This window comes from Neisseria subflava, from assembly GCF_005221305.1.
Taxonomy (GTDB): Bacteria; Pseudomonadota; Gammaproteobacteria; order Burkholderiales; family Neisseriaceae; genus Neisseria; species Neisseria subflava.
Genome location: NZ_CP039887.1, coordinates 79,983 through 99,089, shown reverse-complemented (window position 1 = coordinate 99,089; position 19,107 = coordinate 79,983). Strand labels below are relative to the sequence as shown.

Here is a 19,107-nt window from a genome sequence, read left to right as displayed (position 1 = left end):
TTCAGACGGCCTTTACTATATTAGCCTTTACTTATTCTTCTTCCGGCAAACGGTTGATTTTCACACGGGCAATCCGTTGCCCATCCTTCTCAACCACTTCAAAACGCCAGCCATGATAATCAATGAAGTCGCCCACATCAGGAATACTTTGCAATTCTTCCATAATCAAGCCGGCAACGGTATGGAAGTCCGCATCTTCCTCTTGAGCAGGCAGATTTAGCTGAGAAGCCAATTCCACATACTCCAATGCACCATCCACAGACAGCGTTTCATCCTGACTGGCTGGAGCAGCTTCTTCTTCCTCACGCTCGAATTCCTCGGGGAATTCACCAGCGATGGTTTCCAACAAATCTTTCATGGTCACCATGCCCAACACCGCGCCAAATTCATCCACCACCAACGCATAATCCGCGCTGCTTTGACGGAACAATTCAATCGCATTCAACGCCGTCGTACTATCCGGCAAAATCAATGGTTGGCGCAAGGCCGTCTGAATATTGATTTCTCCCGATTCAAGCAGCTGGTTCAGCAAATCTTTTTTACTGATATAGCCCAAAGGCTCATCTACACCTGCCTTACCGACAACCAACAAACGGCTATACGGCGTATTTTTCAACTGCGCATTTTGCTCTTCCCGACTTTGGGAAATATCCAATTTCTCGATCTCCCGACGCGGAATCATCACGCCCATAATCGGACGCTCCGCCAAAGTCAGCACGCTGCGAATCATGGATTTTTCGTTTTCTTCAAAATGCTCGTCATCGCCGCCATTATCGCCTGCTTTTGCCAAAATGCTTTCGCGGATACCCATCATACCCAACACATTTTCAGCGGTGCGCTTACGCCAAGAAGTGCTGATGTAGTCATTTTTACGGGCATTCTTTTGCGAAACCTGATTAAACAGTTCGATCAAAATCGAGAAGCCGATCGCCGCATACAAATAGCCTTTCGGAATATGGAAATGGAAGGCTTCCGCAATCAGACTGAAACCAATCATCAACAAGAAACCCAGACACAACATCACAACGGTCGGATGCTTATCCACAAAGGCAGTCAACAGTTTGCTGGCGGAAATCATCACCGTCATCGCCACAACAACCGCACCCATTGCCACCACAATATGATCCACCATCGCCACTGCCGTAATGACAGAATCGATAGAGAAAACCGCATCCAAAATCAAGATTTGCGCCACAACGCCCCAAAAAGCAGAATGCTTCTTCTGCCCTTCAGCAACAGCAAATTGATTGTGGCCTTCAAGGCGTTCGTGCAGCTCGGTAGTTGCTTTATAAAGCAGGAAAATACCGCCGGCAAACATAATCATGTCTTTACCGGAAATCTCCAGACCGCCCAACTCAAACAAAGGACGCGTCAGCGTCATGATGTGCGCCATAAAGCCCAGCATGAAAATCCGAATAACTACGGCCAAACCCAAGCCCGTTATCCGCGCCTTATCACGTTGCGACGGTTTAACCTTGTTTGCCAAAATCGCTACAAAAACAAGGTTATCAATACCTAAAACAACTTCCAAAACCAGAAGCGTGGCAAAGCCTATCCAAGTATGCGGCTCTGCCAACCAACTGAAATCCATAATGATTGTGTTCCTTTAAAATACAAAAAGGCAGCCGTTCCGCTTAAAACGGACAGACTGCCAAAGTTCGGACATAAATAAAGGGAAAGAAGCGGTATAACAACTACTCTGCTCTGCGTCTTTCATGAAAAATTTATGCCTCGGTCAAAAATAATGGCAAACAGTTTATCAGTTTGACGAAAGAAAGGCAAAGTCTGGCAGCATATTTTCTTTTAAAAACAGCCTATACCATCACTTACCAGCTTTCAGACGGCCTTTTCTTACTTGATAAAACCATCAATCGGCGCATAACCCAAGAAATCTGCCTGATCATTCAATATCACAACCCATTCTTTACTGCGCGCACTGGTAAATGGCAAGAAATACAATTCTTTTCCATCGTTTTCCAGCGAAGCCTGTTTAAAAATTGACTCCTCACTCATGCCACGGGCTTTTGCCAAGACAAATAACGGTTTCATTGTCTTACGAATTTTCTCACGTTCCTGCTGCGAATCTGGCAACCACCAAGAAGGCCTCATACTCGGTTCAACACCTTTCAAAGACAAATCAAGACTTTGGTTAGCTTCATCCGGACCCGTTGCTTCACGCAACCCAACACGACGCGCGCCAAACCAAGATAAATCCTGCAAATCCTTCGGGGCATGGCTCAAATCATTTACATCAATTTCTGCAGCAGTTACCACATTTATCCTATCGGTTTCAAATGCAGCAACCACTGGACGTGCCAAAGATACACTATATAAACCATAAATCAAAGCAGCCAGCTGAATCATGCCGATTAAGGAAAAATCAACAATCCTCTCTTTAAGTTTCTTGCTCGGACTGGCAAGAATCAAAGTCAGCAACGGACCACAAACAATATCTACTGAAATGACCAGTTTATATAAAGCCAATCCACCTGTCAGCTCGGCATACGGATAAGGATACCAAACTCCAAATACCAACAAAGCGGCCAATCCTGCCAAAATCAGACTAATCAACAAGTGCCATGCCGCATTTTTTAATGCGAACCGAAAGCGTGATGAAGAATGTAATGTATGTGAGTTTTCCATAAATAACAATAAGATATTATTTTTCTATAAATATTATGTATAGCTTAAAAAATAAATGAGATATTTAAATATGCTGGTAGGCCGTCTGAAAATTGAAGCATTAAGTACAACCATCTCACCACGCATTATCAATATGTTAAAAATACTAATAAATAGATAAAATAAAAACCACCATGCAACATGGTGGTTTTAAAATTTGGCTCCCCGACCTGGGCTCGAACCAGGGACCTGCGGATTAACAGTCCGTCGCTCTACCGACTGAGCTATCGGGGAATTAAAGATGGAATTATATAGAAAATATCAGAAATCTGTCAAGCAACAATCTATATAAAAACAAAAATATTTTTAGGGGCTGTACTAGATAACCAGAATAAATTCTGCTTTACTAATTGTTTTAAAATAGAAATTTGAACTTTTATTTCACCATGGTTAAAACGCCATTCACATTCCTTCAAATACAGCTCAAAATGCTCTTTGGGAATGCCGTTAAACTTACGTAAGTGGCGTTTTGCCTGATTCCAAAAGTTCTCAATTCCGTTGATGTGATTTTGTCGATCAGCAAAATGTGTGCTGTGATTAATGCGAAAGTGGCTAAACTCACTCACATCAAGTACGTCATAGCTTTTGTAACAATCAGTATAAACAATACTGTCAGGCTTTACTTGCTCACGTATTATCGGCAATAAAGTGGCAGTTTGTGTATTGGGCACAGCAACGGTGTAAACCTTGCCGTTGCGCTTCAGAAGCCCGAATACAACCACTTTGCTGGCTGCACCGCGACCGCGTTTGCCTTTGCGCTGCCCACCAAAATAGCTTTCATCAACTTCTACTTCGCCATCAAACATTTCCAGATGCGGGCTGTTATGAAAAATTAGTACACGTAAACGATGAAAGTAATAGGCTGATGTGTTTTTATTAACACTGACTAATTGCGCTGCTGTGCGTGCGGTAACACCTGCAATAAACAGCTCAATCAGTTTGTTTTGTTTGTACTGACTTAAACGGCTTCTTCTCATAGGGATTATTTTAACCTGAAATTAGATTTCCCTAGTTATCTAGTACAGCCCCTATTTTTATATCTTTTTAATTTATAAAACTTTTATAAGATTTCAGCAATTTGTTTGGCTGCACGTTTCGCATCTAACAAAATCAAGCCCAATTTACCGCTTTCTTTTGCCATCAATGCCAACACTGCTTTTTCACCTGCTTGACTCAACAGAATATAGCCGTTTTTACCTTTAACCATTACCTGATCCAACTCACCGCAAGCCAACTCACGCACGGAACGATTGCCCAATGCCAAAAGCGTTGCCGACATCGCGCCTACACGGTCTGCATTCAGGTGGGAAGGCAGCATGGTTGCGATCGGCAGGCCGTCTGTAGAAATAACTGCAGAAGCAGTGATATCAGCAGAGGTATTGTTCAAATCGCTTAATACAGAGATTAATAGTTGTTGCATAGTCGCTCCATTCTAAAATAAATATCGGTCAGGCAAAAATCAACGGCTGCCGTATCGGTGGTACAGCACTTTAACCAAAGTAACAAAAGCCTCTTTATTTAAGTCAGGCATTCCGCCAATTACCAAAATCAGCTTGGTCATGCCAATATACAGAGGGAAAAAGGTCAATTCACTTTGGCCTGAAGGATCACAAATACCCCATGCGCTATTATTGATATGCAGGTTATTGCGAATCAAAAGACGGTGATTGTCTTCCATTTTGGCCACTTCGCTCGCCAAAAGGCCCAACTCTTCCGCAGCCTCGTGATGGAAATTGGCATTGGCAAAATACAAACCGTTTTCATCAGCCAATAAAGCTTTGCCAGAATTAGACAACTGTTCCAACAATGTAGGCAATTGCTCGTCAGTCAAATGGATATCGTCTGTGCTGATTTCCTCATCACCATACAAGAATTCCAAGCGTTGGAGACGGTACAGCAGATTCAAAGCGGTATTGATGTCGCTGGTATCCGCCCACGCCAAGATTTTTTCGCTGCTGATGGTTTCAGACGGCTCTGCACGCAACAGACCATACAATAAAGTTCTGCTGGCACTGGGCGTATCACTTGAAACAGCATAATACGCACCCGCCGGTGTAATCTTAGGATATAAATTTGCTTGTAAAGAGAGTGTCGCTTCCATCTTATACCTCTAATCCGGGGTCAATTGAGAACAACATGGCAGTAACCAATTGTCTTACATCGTCTTTTCGACGCGCATCAATCTCAAAAACCGGTACATTAAAATTATTCTGTGCTAAATATTTTTGATAAACATCCACGCTTGGTAAGGATCGGATATCCATCTTCGTTACCCCTACAACCAGAGGCGCTTTTTTCAGCAACTCCCGGAATGCATCCAAGAAGAATTGCAAGTCTTTCAATGGATTGCTTCTTGTATTATCCAAAAGAAGCACCAAGCCCATACTGCCTTGGCTCAGAATTTCCCACATGAAATTAAAACGCTCCTGACCAGGCGTACCATACAGGTGAACCTTAGTTTCCTCATCCAAATGAATGACACCGTAGTCCATCGCCACAGTCGTGTACCCCTTACGGACAAGTGTAATATCGGATGCGGATGCATCGGTTTGAACCGGAGGTTCATCAGATAAAGCTGAAATTGCAGTGGTTTTACCTACGCCAACAGGACCGGTAAAGATAATTTTATTTTCTTTCATGACGTGTCCTTTACGATTTACCCAGCAACTTACGCATCAGGCGTTGCAACAGGCCGCGAGGTTGTTCTTTCGACGGACCGGCAATTTTTTGAGCCTCTTTGCTCATTGCTGTTTCAGGTACGTCTTTGCTATTCACATCAATCTGTTCGTTCAATGAAGGCGTATTGTTCGCATCAGTTGCAAACTCTGTATCTGTCGCCAAAAAGCCTGTCATATATGTTGCCGATAAATAGTTCAAAATATCAGGCATTTCTAAAGGCATGACTTTATAGAGGATGTTCAGATTAACAGACGTTTTCGTCAGAAATGCCGACAAACGCATAGATTCTGGAACATGTGCCAAACGGGTTAAGTTTGGCCACCGCTTGAGTGTAAAGACAGTTTGCGGCGTCATCGGATAAATCAGACGGCCTGATGCAGTCCAAATAGCCATTTGCCACAAGCATGACATAATGGTAACTTTGGCTTTTTCTTTCCATTGAGGATTATCAGGAACAGCCTTACACACGACAGCCAAGTTATCGTTCTTACACAATTTCTCCAACTCGTTGGCACTGACTGTCAACAGTACTCGCTGGATGCTAGGAAACACGATTAATATCGGCTTGCCTTCATGCAAGACAGCAATATCTTGGTGTCCTTGACTGGCAAATTTTAGCGCGCCCAACAAGCCTTTATTTGGATTAAATCGGCGAATGGTTGCTTTTCTTGTGCCATCTGAATTTGATTGTCTTTTATTCTCTTCAGCCGCTTGTTGTTCAGACGGCTCAAAAACATTGCCGCCTTGAGCCAGGCTGCGCAAAACAGGAAACAAGGTATCGAATTTGACCGGCTTAGCCAAATAAGGAGTCGTTACTGTCGGCAACTCGGAAGAAAACATAGCCACAGGTACTTCCGGATAAGTTTTCTTCGACTCTTTCCAAGCTTCTAAACCTGCCGGAGTATCGGTATCAACCAATACCAAATCCGGTTTTTCATCAGAGTCAGGGGAAACGATGACGTAATTCGTCGTATTGTGCATTTTAAATGCCATACGGAATACCGCCTGCTGTTGCTCGCCCATCTCCTGTAACATAACCCGTATGGTTTTAATTTTTGGTAAATGATTATTCATCACTCGTACTTTCTACGATTATCTTATTTTTTTGAATATTGGTTCATTCGTTGCAAGAGACGGCTCATTGCCAAGACAACCTCTTCAGGCAGGCTGACAACACGCTCACGCAACAAGCGCAGAAATTGTTCTAAACGTCCCCAATCTTCAACGCGTTCGTACAAATCAAACAAGATAATGTACAACTGCGATTCTTGAGGATACTGCAAAACAGCCTGTTCCAAAGTACCGATGGCCAAATCCAATTGACCATAAGCCAACAAAGATTCCACTTCTTTCAGAGCCTCATCAGCTGGTGAAGAGCTGGCGCTGATAACTGAAGAGTCTTTTTGAACCAACTCACGATATTTGGCTTTCATCTGCAAAGAACTTGGCTGAATGTAACCGCGTTTCAAGCCAATCTCTTTAATTTGCTGTTCAGACGGCCCTTTTTCCAAATCATCAAAAATTTCGTGATAACCAAGGTTATAACCCCAACCAAGCATACGTTCTTTTACTTGACGGCCATATTGACCCAAAGAGTGGTAAAGCTTCCACAGATGCTTGGCAAACTGCCCTACTTCTTCATTCTGATAATCCAGACGCAAGGCATCGATAATGAGACCAGCGGGCTTCGCAGAAGTTTGGATTGCTTTGTTGTATTGATGCAAAGCAGTCTCGTAGCTAATCTTGTCTTTCAAGATTTTTGCACTACGCTCCGGTTTGGCAAAACCAATAACCGCGCCCATCTCTTCAGGGCTGATTTCGCCAAAATCTTTCTTGCCTAATACGATAGGCGCACGTTTGCCCATGCCTGGAACGACAATGCGCTCAACCGAGTCGTTCTCAAAGACAATATGCTCGTCGGAAGCAACTTCCAAACCGCTTTGTTCGCCAATTTGACGATCCACTTCCTGCATATTCCAACCAAGATGATGCTCGGCAAAAACACGCAGGCGCAGGTTAGTAGAATCCAAAGCCAGACCGGCTTTCAGGTATTCGGCTATGCTGTCTTCAGAAAGGGAGGCACTATGACGCTCAAGCGTATCCGCCAGCATGTCGATATTGCCGACACGCAGATTCAAACCGATTAATTCATGAACCAGCTTTTCCGGAGCACCGTCTTCCAAAGTATTGAGATAACCGGCCAAAGACTCCGCTGCTTTGCTCTCATAGCCGAACTGTTTATAAACCTGATATTCGGTCAACGGATCGACTTCTTGTGCGGAAACAGAAGCTGTTGCATCGTTTGAGCCGCTTCCACCCCATTCCCAGTCTTGATTATCCGCATTGGAAACTGTCTGGTTGACTTTCTCAATCCAGTCGTTTCCATCCTCAGAGGAGGCTGTATGAGCAGCAGACGTACGGCCGCTTTTTGATGCATGTGCGCTTTGTTTGTCTGAATTGTTACTTTGTTTATGACGAACAAAAACCAACACCAGCAAAAAAAGCACCAGCAAAAAAATAGTTAAAAGTTGATAGTTCAAGAACACCTCCCGGTCTTGTGCTGCAAACTGCATTTATTAACATCTGTTGCTTTACACGCAACTTCAACGTTATTAATTCCCCAAACGAATGATGATAACATGAATGCACTCATTTTTACATTAAAAACCCTACTCACATAAAGGACTTGATACCAATTTACAACTCAAACACACCGATGGATTCAACATGCGAGGTTTGCGCAAACATATTCATGATTCCTGCCGCCTTAAACTTATAGCCCTTATCAACCAAGACACCGGCATCTCGTGCAAATGTTGATGGATTACACGAAACATACACTATCTTCTGAGGCAAAAACGGCTTGTGTAGCGATTTGACAACAGCATAAGCCCCGTTTCTCGGCGGATCCAGCAACATCTTGTCAAATCGTCCCCACGACTCAACAGTCTTTTCATCGGTATCGAATAAGTCTGCAACAGAAAACGTCATATTCTCGGCACAACGATTCAGGCGTGCATTTTCCCTTGCCCTATCTATCAGATAATCGGCACCTTCAATACCGACAACCGATGCGCCACTTTTTGCCAGCGGCACACTGAAATTGCCCAAACCGCAAAACAGATCGGCAATCCGCTCCCCTTTTTGAGGGTTTAAAAGCCTGACGGCCCTTGCCACCATCACTTCGTTCAGCTGAGCATTAATCTGCGTAAAATCACCAGGCTTATAAGGCATTTCCACATCAAATTGAGCAAAAGTATAGTTCAGGGTAGGCGCGTTCTCAGGGTAAAACGGCAAGGACTCAGCATGATCCTGCAACCATATTTGCCATGCCTTTTCAGCACCCAACAATATCTTATCAAACCAATTACACAATTCGCTTAATATTTGTTCAAACGGTTGATTTACGAAACGAATGTTGAGTACCGTCACATTTTTCCCGCAATAAAACTCAACAAATTTCACTTTTACACCGTCATCATGCAGCTTTTGCAGCAAATTGCGGACATCAGGCAATCTATCGGACACATGCTTAGGCAAAATATGGCAATGGCGGATATTGACGACATCATGGCTTTTTTTGGCCTGAAAACCGAGTTTCAGACGGCCTTGCTTATCCGCCGAAACACTTAAACGCGCCCTATCGCGATAATACCAGGAGTAACCATATAAAGGGGGTAAAATTATCTCCGGCTTGACCTTACCTATCCGTTCCAACTGTTCTTCCAAAATCCGTTGCTTTAATGCAACTTGCGCTCCGAAAGAAACATGTTGAAGCGAACAGCCGCCACATGTATCAAAATAGCAACATGCGGGCTCGACACGTTCGGAAGAAGCCTTCAAAACCTTTTCAACTTGAGCCTCGGCAAACTGCTTTTTCTCTTTATGTATGACAAACGTTACACGCTCTCCAGGCAGCGCACCGCCGATAAATACGGCCTTCCCATCAACTCTGGCAACACCCCTGCCCTCATAATCCAAAGAAAAAACTTCCGTTTCTTGATACTGTTCTTTCACACCCATACCGTTTCCGTCACTCAGCCGCTCCCCGACCATTTAACTGTCTTCCAATACCGAAAGCGCATATTTTCTCACAAAAACACAGAGTTTCAGGTATCATGCGCCAAAAACTTTCATTTCAAACCCTACAAAAAAAGACGACATGAAAAAAATACTATTCGGCCTGACAGCCGCCCTTTTAACTTCAGCCGCTGCTGCAAACACGCTTATTCCAGACGTCTCCCCCGCCTCTTCCGGACAACACGTCGTTATCAATATTACGCAACAGCGTTTGTTCCTCTACGACAACGGCAAACTAAGCAAAATTTATCCTGTTGCCGTCGGCAAAGCCATGACCCAAACCAATCTGGGCGAACATAAAATCGGCGCAAAAGCCTACAACCCAGTTTGGCATATCCCTAAATCCATTCAAAAAGAACGCAATGATGGCGTAAAAAGCGTACCGGCTGGTCCAAATAATCCGCTGGGCCCCGTATTTGTCCGTCTTGGCGACCCTAAATTAAGCCTTGGCATTCACGGCACCAATGCCCCTGCCAGCGTACCCGGCGTCCGCAGCCATGGTTGCGTGCGCATGAAATCGCCTGACGCATTGGAATTCGCCAAAACCATTGCAACAGGTTCTCCTGCCTCCGTTATCTACCAAATGGCAAGCCTGAACGAAGATGCCAACCAAAACTTGTGGCTGGCTGCCTATCGTGACCCATACGACAAGAAAAACCTTGATACGGCTGCCCTGAAAAAAAGCATTGCCGCCTGGGCAAAAGCGCACGGCAAAACCATTCCTGCCGCACGTGTGGATGCAATCCTGAAAGGACGCACCGGCGCAGCAAACTGTCTGACCTGCGCCAAAGGCGTGAAACTCAAATCGCCTTTGAAGTCTTTGGCATGGACCAGCGGCACGGATGCTTACAGCAAACCTAAAGTCATGCCGAAACCGGCTCCTGCTAAAGATGTGGTATTGCCTCAAGGCACTGAAATCGAAGTTGATGCTACCGACGATACAAACAAGGCAGCATCCGAACCGAAACAAAGCGTTCGTCCGACTCCGGTGAAACCGGCAAAACCTGCGGCCAAACCGGTAACTACTCCGGCGGATGCTCCTGCCTCCGCACCTAAAGCCGCTTCCGAACTGGCTACTGCCCCAGCTTCTTCTCCTGTGAAAGATGCTCCGGCAAGTAGCGAACCGACAGATTTGCTGTTCTAAGCAGAACAAAATACATAGCTAAAGGCCGTCTGAAATGAATTTTTCAGACGGCCTTTTCGCACAACTGGATATTGGAAATAGATGTACCTCTTAATTCAGACGACCTTTTTACTTTCCAAATATTCTGATAAACCGCGCTCGCGCAAAATACAGCTTGGGCATTCATGGCAACCACCGACCACGCCGTTATAACAGGTATGCGTATGCTCGCAAATATAATCCAACACACCCATTTCATCTGCCAGCGCCCATGTTTGCGCTTTGGTTAAATACATCAAGGGAGTGTGAATTTGAAAAGCGTAATCCATGGCCAGATTCAGCGTGACATTCATCGACTTGACAAACACATCGCGACAGTCGGGATAACCCGAAAAATCGGTTTCGCACACGCCGGCAATGATATGGCGTATTCCCTGCCCTTTGGCGTAAATAGCGGCGTAAAGCAAAAACAAAGCATTGCGTCCATCTACAAATGTATTGGGCAGGCCGTCTGGAGCTGTTTCAATGTATGCCGTATCATCCATCAAGGCATTGTGTGTAATCTGTTGCATCAGGCTCAAATCGAGTACCGTCTGCTTCACGCCCAAATCTTGGGCAATCCAACGCGCTCGCTCCAATTCGATGGCGTGGCGTTGCCCATATTGAAAAGTGATGGCCTGCACATTTTCACATCCATATGTTTGAATTGCCTGAATCAGGCAGGTTGTTGAATCCTGCCCGCCCGAAAAAATAACGAGGGCCTGCTGTTTTTCCATAGTAAATTCCTAGTTTTGTTAACGCAGGAGGTTTGCGAACCGCGTGATTCGAAGATTGACGGATTATAACGGATTTCATTTATAATCACGGCACTTCATTTTCTTTTATATAGCATAATTATGAGCATCTACGCCCTGAAACCAAAATTCCAAAACCTTTTGCGCCCCATTGTTAAGCGACTTTATCAAAAAGGCATTACTGCCAATCAGGTTACTCTGTTTGCCTGCGCCGTTTCTATTTTGATTGGTTTGCTTTTAGCATTGTTTGCAGGTGTATCCACATTATTCTGGCTTTTGCCGATTTGGTTGTTTGTCCGCATGGCGCTGAATGCAATGGACGGCATGCTGGCACGGGAGTTCGGCCAGCAATCGGCATTAGGCGGTTATTTGAATGAAATCACCGATATTGCCGCCGATGCTGCTTTGTATCTGCCTTTTGCCTTTATCGTTCCCTTCGGCGGCATACAAATCGCCCTGTTTATTTGGCTGGCGGCAATGACTGAGTTTTGCGGCGTTTTGGGACAAGTCCATGGCAACGGCCGTCGTTATGACGGGCCATTCGGCAAAAGTGACCGCGCATTCTTTATCGGCGCATTGGCCGTATGGTATGCAATCGACGGTAGCTTCCATTCGACTTTCTATATCCTTATGTGGCTGGCCTGCGCGGCATTGGTTTATACCTGTTACAAACGTGTCATCAATGGCTTGAAGGCCGTCTGAAACCTGTCCGCGTTCTTGGGTTAATCACCGTTGATTAGAGTATTTAAACCCATCAACCTGTTTTACTGAAAACAAAAAGGCCGTCTGAAACCATAAAGTTTATGGTTTCAGATGGCCTTTTATCCAGTAGCCAAGATAACTTACTGTTTACCCAGCTGACTGTAATCTACCAACATATACTTGGCAGTAATTTTCTGCGAAGCATTGCCTTCATCGCCCATCAGAATCATCTGCGGCTTGCCGTTAACGGTAATCGAATCGACGGCCTCAACGTTGGTGATGTGTTGCAGATTAGGCAGAGAGATTTTTTGCGGTTCATCGGTCGGATTACCGCCCCAAGTCCACAGTTGTGAGAATTTCTGTCCATTCTCATCCTTCACTTCATTGGCAATCACGTAGGTTTTCAACACAGGATCATAGTTGAGGGAACGGATACCGCCGCCATCAATATCAATCACGGCCACTTCATCAAACTCAGGCTTAGCATTGCGCTCAAACACATCTTTCGGATTGCTGATAAACGCAACTAAAGCCATGTTGTTGAACTCAGGATCACGGAATCCCAAAACAAGACGTTTTTTCACCGGATCAAACGCCATGCCCTCAATATTGATTTCTTCAAAAGAAACTTCTGCCTTGGTTCGCTCGCGAATCAAATCATGCAGCTTGTGATCGGTTTCCAAAACCTGCGTCAGATTGTCGTAGCTGGTCAGCCCCAACACGTTGCCGTCTTGGATTTTAAAGCGCATCAGGTGTTCGCGGTCAGGCGAGCGGTTGCCTTTACGGGTGCGCGAGTGTGAAGTCAGTGCGTAGATAAAGCCTTCATCGTCGCGAGCCAAAGCCTCCAAATCGCTGAGACGACGTTTGAAACCTGTAATCACGCGTGTATCCAATGCCTCGTCTTCCACAAACCTGCCGGTTTTATCAATGCTGATGATACTGAACGCATGGTTGGGTTCGTCTTCCGCGATCAGCAACTTACCATCCGGGAGCTGTTGTACGGCAGAAGGCTCAAATACTCCGTTAAACATATTGATACCCAGCGAACGCAGCTCTGCCGCATTGTTGGCCGGAGGCGTCAGCAATGACGGCAATGTTTTCACGCCGATAAATGCCGCCAACGAAGCCAGCAAGCCCCAGCGGAACACCGCATAAGATAAGTTAATGTATTTAAACTGTTTATCTGCCAACAAACCAAGCCAATAAAGATGATCGCTCATCTTTTGATAGATTTGTTTACGGTCGCCCATAATCTCCTGCATCATTTCCCAATATTGATCTTTTTGCAGTTTTACACGGTCTTCATAAATCAAAATATTGGGTTGGCTGCCGCCAAAAAAGCGCGTTTCGGTACTGCTGAGACGGGTTTTCAAATCCCGCAGCTTAGAACGTCCACGGACAAAATCCTTCAACCATGTACGCGCCGCCTGCATTTTGCCGATACGTTCCGGCGAAGCAGAAAGCAATGCAAACACGATAGACGCTGCGGCAGTAATCATAAACGTACTGGCCGGAATCAAAAACTCGGGCGATGATGAAAAAATAAACGCGCCCGAAATCATCAGTGCAGAAACAATAAAACCATTCAGCGAAATCATAATGTTCGCTTTAGTTGTCGCCAGCGCCAACAATTCCATCTCCGAGCGTACGGCGTTGCGGAACATGGTTTCCACGCCCTTATTCGTACCCAACAGATCAGACGCATTCAAATCCTCGGCTTTATTTTTTTTCTTCTTCGCCTTGTCTTTTTTGCGTTTGGCTTTCTTCTCACTTTTTTCAGACGGCATCTCAGGATGTTCAACCACTTCCTGACCTTCTACTGCTCCAGCCACAACCTCAACTTCGTTTTCAACCACACCGTTTTGCTTGTGATCCCAAAACTCAACATCCTGTTGGGATCTGGCAGCTGCGCCGTCGTTTAAAGGTTGTTCTTGGTCGCCTATCTGCTTCGGCTGACCATCTTCCTTCCAATCATTCAAACTCATATTATGACTCCCAACATCAAACACTTTGAACTACATGGAAAATAAAAAACATATTTAGTTCATTTATTTCAGGTAATTTACATGCTGTTTACATTCTTTAAATGCCTAAATAGCAAACTGTCGCAGGACCAAAAGCCCTGCGACAATCTACTTTATATCGAAATATTAATAATCGATGCGTTCTTTGATAATTTGCAAATCAGGATACGACAAAACAATGTCGTACTCACGGCCATTTTTAAAAGCCTCAACCTCCAACACAGGCTGACCTCGACGGCTATCGGCATCAACATCGTGAATCTGATAGCCGCGTTGTTCCAACATTCTTACGGCTTTAGCACGGTTTTGCTCGAAGTTTTTGTCGCTGTAGATTTTGTGTTCGATGTAATCGCTGGCACCGGCAGTAGCAGCAGACAAAGCAACGATGGCAGTCAATAAGAATTTTTTCATGTTTGATTTCCTTTTAAAATGTGTATTCGGGTTTCGATGGATGTATTAAAACATGACAAAATTAGCAGTTAATTAGTGCTTGGTTAAACACAGTAAAGGCCGTCTGAAAACTGTTCAGACGGCCTTGATCCTTAGTCATCAAATTTCAAACGTATTGCCCAAGTGTAAATCCTGAAGGTTAGAAACGATGAAAAGCCTGCAGCGAATATTCACCCAACAAATGGACAAATCATGAACAAATTTTGCGAAATCACCTTTTGCCAACAAATCGGCAGCAACCAACAACACAACCAAGATGCCCTTTTTAACGGCGAACAAGTGTTTCAATATAAACTCAAAACCGCTGAAACATGCCTTGAAACCCGTCCACGCTTTATCATCGGGATAGCCGACGGCATTTCCAATAGCAATCATCCCGAAAAAGCCAGCAAATCAGCCATGCACCTATTAAGCCGTACAGCCAAACTCAGCCGTCAAACCATCAATCATGTACAAGCCGCTTTATCTCAAGAGCTGGCAGAGGATTATTTGGGTTCATCAACCACTTTTGTTGCCGCAGAAATCGACCAAACCACCGGCCAAACCAAAATCATCAGCGTAGGCGACAGCCGCGCCTATTTGATTGATACACAAGGAACATGGAAGCAACTGACCCAAGATCACTCGATACTCTCCGAATTGCTGGATGGTTTGTCGGATAAAAAAGAAGAAGGGTTCGCCACCATATATGGCGGCGTTTCTTCTTATCTAGTAGCAGATTATTCCGAATTCCAAGACAAAATGTGCCATATCGAACTTACGCTTAAAGCAGGAGAAAGCCTGCTGCTTTGTTCAGACGGCCTAAGTGATGCTCTTTCAGAAGAAATAAGAGAAAAAATTTGGCAACAATATGATAACGATAAGTCCCGTCTGACTGTGTTTCGTAAATTAATTGCGAAACAAAGAGTTTATGATGATATGTCGGTAATAGTTTATAAGATTATCCAAACACCCTCTATCCAACCTTTTAACAATCACTGTCATCCGTTTTAAGTGAAATTTGAAACCATCTTTTACCATTTCTCTCCATCATTGCATTCGTCCGATATGTCATGATACTGTTCAAAAAACATGACTATTAGGAGTTTCTCATGTCCGAACAGCAAAAATACTTTTCTACCCAAGACGGTACTTCGCTTTTCTACCGCTATCGCCCTGCTGCCGATGGTTCTTCCGACAAAGCCATTGTGCTGTTCCATCGCGGACATGAGCACTCCGGCCGGATGATGTTTGTGGCGGATGAGCTGGGTTTTGATGATTTTGCCTATTTTGCTTGGGATGCGCGCGGTCATGGCTACAGCCCCGGAGAACGCGGCGATAATCCGAGTATCGGCACTTCGGTTGCAGACGTAGATGATTTTATCCGACACATTCAAAGCGAATATGGCATCAAACCTGAAAACATTTGCGTGATTGCGCAAAGTGTCGGAGCGGTATTGGTTTCCACTTGGTTGCACGACTACGCCCCGAAAATCCGCTGCGCCGTATTGGCATCGCCCGCATTCAAAGTCAAGCTCTATGTTCCGTTTGCCCGTACCGGTTTGAAAATGATGCAAAAATGGCGTGGCAATTTCTTTGTCAACAGCTACGTCAAAGCCCACTATCTGACCCACAATATCGAACGTCAAAAAAGCTACGACAATGATCCGCTTATTGCCCGCGCTATTTCTGTGCGCATCCTGCTGGGTTTATATGAAGCGGCCGAACGTGTGGTTGCCGATGCGCAAGCCATTACTACGCCTGTACAACTGTTGATTTCAGGCAGCGATTGGGTTGTTCATCATAAACCGCAACATGATTTCTACAACCGTTTGGGCAGCCATATTAAAGAACGCCATATCCTGCCCGGTTTCTACCACGACACCTTAGGCGAGCAAAACCGTGAAATCGCGTTTATTGAAATGCGCCGTTTTATCCGCGAGCGTTTCAATCAGCCTTTGCAACAAGTCGATCTGACTCAAGCGCACTTATTTGGAGACAGCCGTCGCGAAGCTGACGAACTGGCGACGCCTTTGCCTGTTTGTACGCCTCGCGGCGCATTCTGGGCAACATATCGCGCCTCGCTCAAACTGGGTTCGCGCTGGAGTGAAGGCTTGAGAATCGGTCAAGAAACAGGTTTTGACTCGGGCAGCACGCTGGATTACGTCTACCGCAATCAACCGCAAGGCAGCAATGCTTTCGGTGTATGGGTGGACAAATACTATCTCAACGCCATCGGCTGGCGCGGTATCCGCCAACGCAAAGTCAATATCGGCAAAGCCATTCAGACGGCCTCAGCCAAACTGCGTGAAGCAGGCAAACCTGTACACGTTTTGGATATTGCGTCTGGTCATGGCCGCTATGTATTGGATGCCCTGACTGCCGACACATTGCCTGATTCCGTACGCTTGCGCGATTACAGTCCGATTAATGTCGAAGCCGGACGCAAGCTGATTGCCGAGCGTGGCTTACAAAACACGGTAACCTTCAATGAGGTCAATGCCTACGACTGCGCCAATTATCACGATTTACAGCCGCGTCCAACGCTGGGCATCGTCTCCGGCCTGCACGAATTGTTTGCCGACAATGATTTGATTTTGAACTCACTCTACGGTTTCGGCGAAGTCATTGAAACCGGCGGCTACCTGATCTACACCGGCCAGCCGTGGCATCCGCAACTGGAAATGATTGCCCGCGCCCTAACCAGCCACAAAGCAGGCAGCCCAAACTGGGTAATGCGCCGCCGCAGTCAGCAGGAAATGGATCAGCTGGTTGAAAAAGCCGGTTTTGAAAAAATCCATCAATGGATAGACGAAGACGGTATTTTCACCGTGAGCTTGGCAGTGAAGAAATAAAAATAAAGGCCGTCTGAACAATTTTTTAACTTTCAGATGGCCTTATTTAAACCATGTACCTATCCATGAAACCCTCTCTCAAAACCTCCCTGCTCAAGCTGATCTTAGTCGGTATCCTGTTTTACGCCAGCTACGGCATCTCCAATCATTACACGGCATCGCTGGACTATGTGCCTGAAATCGCTTTTGCATGGGAGAGCAATATTCCGTTTTGGGCATGGACGATTGTGCCTTATTGGTCGCTAAACCTGATGTATGCCGTGGCATTTTTTCTTTGTCGTAATACGCATGAACAAAACCGATATGTAGCGCACCTTGTAGCCGCCCAACTGATTGCGACTGTTTGCTTTGTACTGTTTCCGCTGCGTTTCGAGTGGCCTAAACCGCCTGCCGATGGACTGTCAGGCTGGCTGTTTGATTCATTGGCTGCATTTGATTTGCTGTATAACCAAGCGCCATCTTTGCATATCGCGTTGGCGATTATCGTGGGTGCATTTTATTGGACGCGCTTTCCAAAAATCCGCCTGCCGCTTTTCTTATGGCAAAGCCTGATTGCCTTGTCGGTACTGACGACTTACCAACATCATTTTATTGACGTGCTGACCGGCGCATTACTCGGCTGGCTGGTGTTGTGGGCTTTCCCGCATCAGATGACTTCGCCGTTAAGACTGGACTCAAGTGATGTACGCTCAAGAAAGATTGCGCTGCTGTATTTGCTTGGCGCGTGTTTAATGGCTTTGCCTGCGCTGCTGGGTGGCGCGTGGCTGTGGTTTATATGGATTAGCGTGTCTTTGCTGATGGTGGCCTTTGCCTATTTGACTGGAAATGCGGCCTTCTTCCAAAAACAGGCCAACGGTAAATTATCGGCGGCAGCGATGGTTTTACTGTTGCCTTATCTGGTGGGCGTACGGCTAAACATGGCGTATTGGTTACGCGGTAAGGTGAAAACGGCACAAGTCCGCCATGATGTATGGATTGGCAGCGTTTTGGGGATTTCAAACCATCTGCCTGCCGTATTGGATGTATGTGCCGAATATCCCTGCCGTAGCCATCAAGGAGAATATCGCGCCCTACCTTTACTGGATATGGTAACGCCGTCTGAAAGCGATTTGGTTCAGACGGCCTTGATATTGGAAACCTTGCGCCAAAAACACGGCAAAGTGCTGGTATGTTGCGCTTTAGGTTATGGAAGAAGTGCCGCAGTGGTGCTGACGTGGCTGCTGGTCTATGGTGGCTGCAAAGACTTGGCGCAAGCGAAGGCCGAACTCAAACAGGCTCGACCGCAAATGGTATTATCGCCGGCCACTGCCAAAGCAGTCGAAGCTGCTGCCAACCGTTTAAAACAAGGATAATGATGAACAACGCAACCGACAGCCGTATTACCGCCCACCTGCTCTCTACCGCACATTATGTTGCCGCCTGCAACGCCTTACTGCTCGCCTTGTCGGTAAAATATGGCGGCGCATAGTTTGCGGTGCAACTTGTCTTGGCAGCAGTTTTGTTGTACTGCCATATCCGTATTCACTTCGATCGTCGCGTGTTCCAAGACTTTGCCGACAACCGCTACTCTCCTGAAGACTTTGACTACGCCTTACAGCAAAACGGTTTACGTCAAATTTCAGGCAGCCGTACGTTGACCCAACGAATAAACGGCACACTTTCCCTATGGCGTAAAAGCTTATACCTGACCGCTGCACAATTTTTAATTTTGCTTATCCAAAGCATTTGATTATTTTGGC

Annotated in this window: 17 protein-coding genes, 1 tRNA gene and 1 pseudogene; 6 read left to right on the top strand and 13 right to left on the bottom strand. The window is 45.6% G+C overall.

Features of this window, described 5'->3' with window-relative positions:
* Window positions 1–31: 31 nt before the first annotated feature.
* The 10 genes from FAH66_RS00500 to rlmD all read right to left on the bottom strand — a co-directional run bounded on the left by FAH66_RS00500 (window position 32) and on the right by rlmD (window position 9,384).
* Window positions 32–1,591 carry a TerC family protein gene (locus tag FAH66_RS00500; RefSeq protein ID WP_137040152.1) on the bottom strand — a complete coding sequence of 520 codons (1,560 nt, stop codon included), beginning with the start codon at window positions 1,589–1,591 and terminating at the stop codon, window positions 32–34.
* Window positions 1,592–1,851: 260 nt separating this feature from the next.
* Complete coding sequence (locus tag FAH66_RS00495; RefSeq protein ID WP_137040150.1) at window positions 1,852–2,643, bottom strand: fimb protein; 792 nt, start codon at window positions 2,641–2,643, stop codon at window positions 1,852–1,854.
* 197 nt (window positions 2,644–2,840) lie between these two features.
* Window positions 2,841–2,916, bottom strand: a tRNA-Asn gene (locus FAH66_RS00490).
* A gap of 50 nt (window positions 2,917–2,966) precedes the next feature.
* Window positions 2,967–3,659: an IS1595-like element ISNesp1 family transposase gene (locus FAH66_RS00485; protein WP_137040148.1), complete on the bottom strand. Its 693-nt coding sequence runs from the start codon at window positions 3,657–3,659 to the stop codon at window positions 2,967–2,969.
* A gap of 83 nt (window positions 3,660–3,742) precedes the next feature.
* Window positions 3,743–4,102 carry a roadblock/LC7 domain-containing protein gene (locus FAH66_RS00480; protein ID WP_003684442.1) on the bottom strand — a complete coding sequence of 120 codons (360 nt, stop codon included), beginning with the start codon at window positions 4,100–4,102 and terminating at the stop codon, window positions 3,743–3,745.
* A gap of 39 nt (window positions 4,103–4,141) precedes the next feature.
* Entirely contained in the window at window positions 4,142–4,783 is a 642-nt protein-coding gene (locus FAH66_RS00475) for a hypothetical protein (protein WP_003679679.1), read from the bottom strand.
* A 1-nt stretch (window position 4,784) separates the two neighbouring features.
* The gene (locus FAH66_RS00470) at window positions 4,785–5,321 is read right to left on the bottom strand and encodes a GTP-binding protein (protein WP_003684400.1); all 537 of its coding nucleotides are present in this window, start codon (window positions 5,319–5,321) and stop codon (window positions 4,785–4,787) included.
* Window positions 5,322–5,331: 10 nt separating this feature from the next.
* Complete coding sequence (locus tag FAH66_RS00465) at window positions 5,332–6,435, bottom strand: response regulator (RefSeq protein WP_003684312.1); 1,104 nt, start codon at window positions 6,433–6,435, stop codon at window positions 5,332–5,334.
* A 23-nt stretch (window positions 6,436–6,458) separates the two neighbouring features.
* Entirely contained in the window at window positions 6,459–7,934 is a 1,476-nt protein-coding gene (locus FAH66_RS00460; RefSeq protein ID WP_137040146.1) for a 23S rRNA methyltransferase, read from the bottom strand.
* A gap of 124 nt (window positions 7,935–8,058) precedes the next feature.
* Window positions 8,059–9,384: a 23S rRNA (uracil(1939)-C(5))-methyltransferase RlmD gene (gene rlmD, locus FAH66_RS00455; protein WP_137040144.1), complete on the bottom strand. Its 1,326-nt coding sequence runs from the start codon at window positions 9,382–9,384 to the stop codon at window positions 8,059–8,061.
* Window positions 9,385–9,523: 139 nt separating this feature from the next.
* Here rlmD and FAH66_RS00450 point away from each other — a divergent pair, with 139 nt between their 5' ends.
* Window positions 9,524–10,585, top strand: a complete 1,062-nt coding sequence (locus FAH66_RS00450; RefSeq protein ID WP_137040142.1) for a L,D-transpeptidase — start codon at window positions 9,524–9,526, stop codon at window positions 10,583–10,585.
* A 95-nt stretch (window positions 10,586–10,680) separates the two neighbouring features.
* On the opposite strand, the gene queC is transcribed toward FAH66_RS00450, so the two are convergent.
* Complete coding sequence (queC, locus tag FAH66_RS00445; protein ID WP_137040140.1) at window positions 10,681–11,340, bottom strand: 7-cyano-7-deazaguanine synthase QueC; 660 nt, start codon at window positions 11,338–11,340, stop codon at window positions 10,681–10,683.
* A 120-nt stretch (window positions 11,341–11,460) separates the two neighbouring features.
* Between queC and FAH66_RS00440 the strand changes: the two genes are divergently transcribed.
* The gene (locus tag FAH66_RS00440) at window positions 11,461–12,060 is read left to right on the top strand and encodes a CDP-alcohol phosphatidyltransferase family protein (protein WP_137040138.1); all 600 of its coding nucleotides are present in this window, start codon (window positions 11,461–11,463) and stop codon (window positions 12,058–12,060) included.
* Window positions 12,061–12,200: 140 nt separating this feature from the next.
* Here the strand turns inward: FAH66_RS00440 and FAH66_RS00435 are convergent, their stop codons facing one another.
* Together FAH66_RS00435 and FAH66_RS00430 are read right to left on the bottom strand one after the other, a co-directional pair.
* Window positions 12,201–14,045, bottom strand: a complete 1,845-nt coding sequence (locus FAH66_RS00435) for a Pycsar system effector family protein (protein WP_137040136.1) — start codon at window positions 14,043–14,045, stop codon at window positions 12,201–12,203.
* 165 nt (window positions 14,046–14,210) lie between these two features.
* Complete coding sequence (locus FAH66_RS00430; protein WP_137040134.1) at window positions 14,211–14,495, bottom strand: PepSY domain-containing protein; 285 nt, start codon at window positions 14,493–14,495, stop codon at window positions 14,211–14,213.
* 231 nt (window positions 14,496–14,726) lie between these two features.
* On the opposite strand from FAH66_RS00430, the gene FAH66_RS00425 reads away from it, so the two are divergent.
* The 4 genes and pseudogenes from FAH66_RS00425 (at window position 14,727) to FAH66_RS00410 (ending at window position 19,097) form a co-directional block, all read left to right on the top strand.
* A complete protein-coding gene (locus FAH66_RS00425; RefSeq protein WP_137040132.1) occupies window positions 14,727–15,527 on the top strand; it encodes a PP2C family protein-serine/threonine phosphatase in 801 nt (266 codons plus the stop codon).
* Between the two features lie 98 nt (window positions 15,528–15,625).
* Window positions 15,626–17,368 carry a bifunctional alpha/beta hydrolase/class I SAM-dependent methyltransferase gene (locus FAH66_RS00420; protein ID WP_137040130.1) on the top strand — a complete coding sequence of 581 codons (1,743 nt, stop codon included), beginning with the start codon at window positions 15,626–15,628 and terminating at the stop codon, window positions 17,366–17,368.
* 65 nt (window positions 17,369–17,433) lie between these two features.
* Window positions 17,434–18,720: a phosphatase PAP2/dual specificity phosphatase family protein gene (locus FAH66_RS00415; RefSeq protein WP_244284953.1), complete on the top strand. Its 1,287-nt coding sequence runs from the start codon at window positions 17,434–17,436 to the stop codon at window positions 18,718–18,720.
* Window positions 18,721–18,722: 2 nt separating this feature from the next.
* Window positions 18,723–19,097, top strand: a pseudogene (locus FAH66_RS00410) (hypothetical protein).
* The last annotated feature ends 10 nt before the right edge of the window (window positions 19,098–19,107 follow it).

Bases quoted from the DNA above. Each gene is read 5' to 3' on its own strand.
- FAH66_RS00465 (WP_003684312.1), bottom strand. From the start codon at position 6,435: ATGAATAATCATTTACCAAAAATTAAAACCATACGGGTTATGTTACAG.
- FAH66_RS00460 (WP_137040146.1), bottom strand. From the start codon at position 7,934: ATGCAGTTTGCAGCACAAGACCGGGAGGTGTTCTTGAACTATCAACTT.
- FAH66_RS00440 (WP_137040138.1), top strand. From the start codon at position 11,461: ATGAGCATCTACGCCCTGAAACCAAAATTCCAAAACCTTTTGCGCCCC.
- FAH66_RS00470 (WP_003684400.1), bottom strand. From the start codon at position 5,321: ATGAAAGAAAATAAAATTATCTTTACCGGTCCTGTTGGCGTAGGTAAA.
- FAH66_RS00475 (WP_003679679.1), bottom strand. From the start codon at position 4,783: ATGGAAGCGACACTCTCTTTACAAGCAAATTTATATCCTAAGATTACA.
- FAH66_RS00450 (WP_137040142.1), top strand. From the start codon at position 9,524: ATGAAAAAAATACTATTCGGCCTGACAGCCGCCCTTTTAACTTCAGCC.
- rlmD (WP_137040144.1), bottom strand. From the start codon at position 9,384: ATGGGTGTGAAAGAACAGTATCAAGAAACGGAAGTTTTTTCTTTGGAT.
- FAH66_RS00485 (WP_137040148.1), bottom strand. From the start codon at position 3,659: ATGAGAAGAAGCCGTTTAAGTCAGTACAAACAAAACAAACTGATTGAG.
- FAH66_RS00425 (WP_137040132.1), top strand. From the start codon at position 14,727: ATGAACAAATTTTGCGAAATCACCTTTTGCCAACAAATCGGCAGCAAC.
- FAH66_RS00495 (WP_137040150.1), bottom strand. From the start codon at position 2,643: ATGGAAAACTCACATACATTACATTCTTCATCACGCTTTCGGTTCGCA.
- FAH66_RS00435 (WP_137040136.1), bottom strand. From the start codon at position 14,045: ATGAGTTTGAATGATTGGAAGGAAGATGGTCAGCCGAAGCAGATAGGC.
- queC (WP_137040140.1), bottom strand. From the start codon at position 11,340: ATGGAAAAACAGCAGGCCCTCGTTATTTTTTCGGGCGGGCAGGATTCA.
- FAH66_RS00430 (WP_137040134.1), bottom strand. From the start codon at position 14,495: ATGAAAAAATTCTTATTGACTGCCATCGTTGCTTTGTCTGCTGCTACT.
- FAH66_RS00415 (WP_244284953.1), top strand. From the start codon at position 17,434: ATGAAACCCTCTCTCAAAACCTCCCTGCTCAAGCTGATCTTAGTCGGT.
- FAH66_RS00500 (WP_137040152.1), bottom strand. From the start codon at position 1,591: ATGGATTTCAGTTGGTTGGCAGAGCCGCATACTTGGATAGGCTTTGCC.
- FAH66_RS00420 (WP_137040130.1), top strand. From the start codon at position 15,626: ATGTCCGAACAGCAAAAATACTTTTCTACCCAAGACGGTACTTCGCTT.
- FAH66_RS00480 (WP_003684442.1), bottom strand. From the start codon at position 4,102: ATGCAACAACTATTAATCTCTGTATTAAGCGATTTGAACAATACCTCT.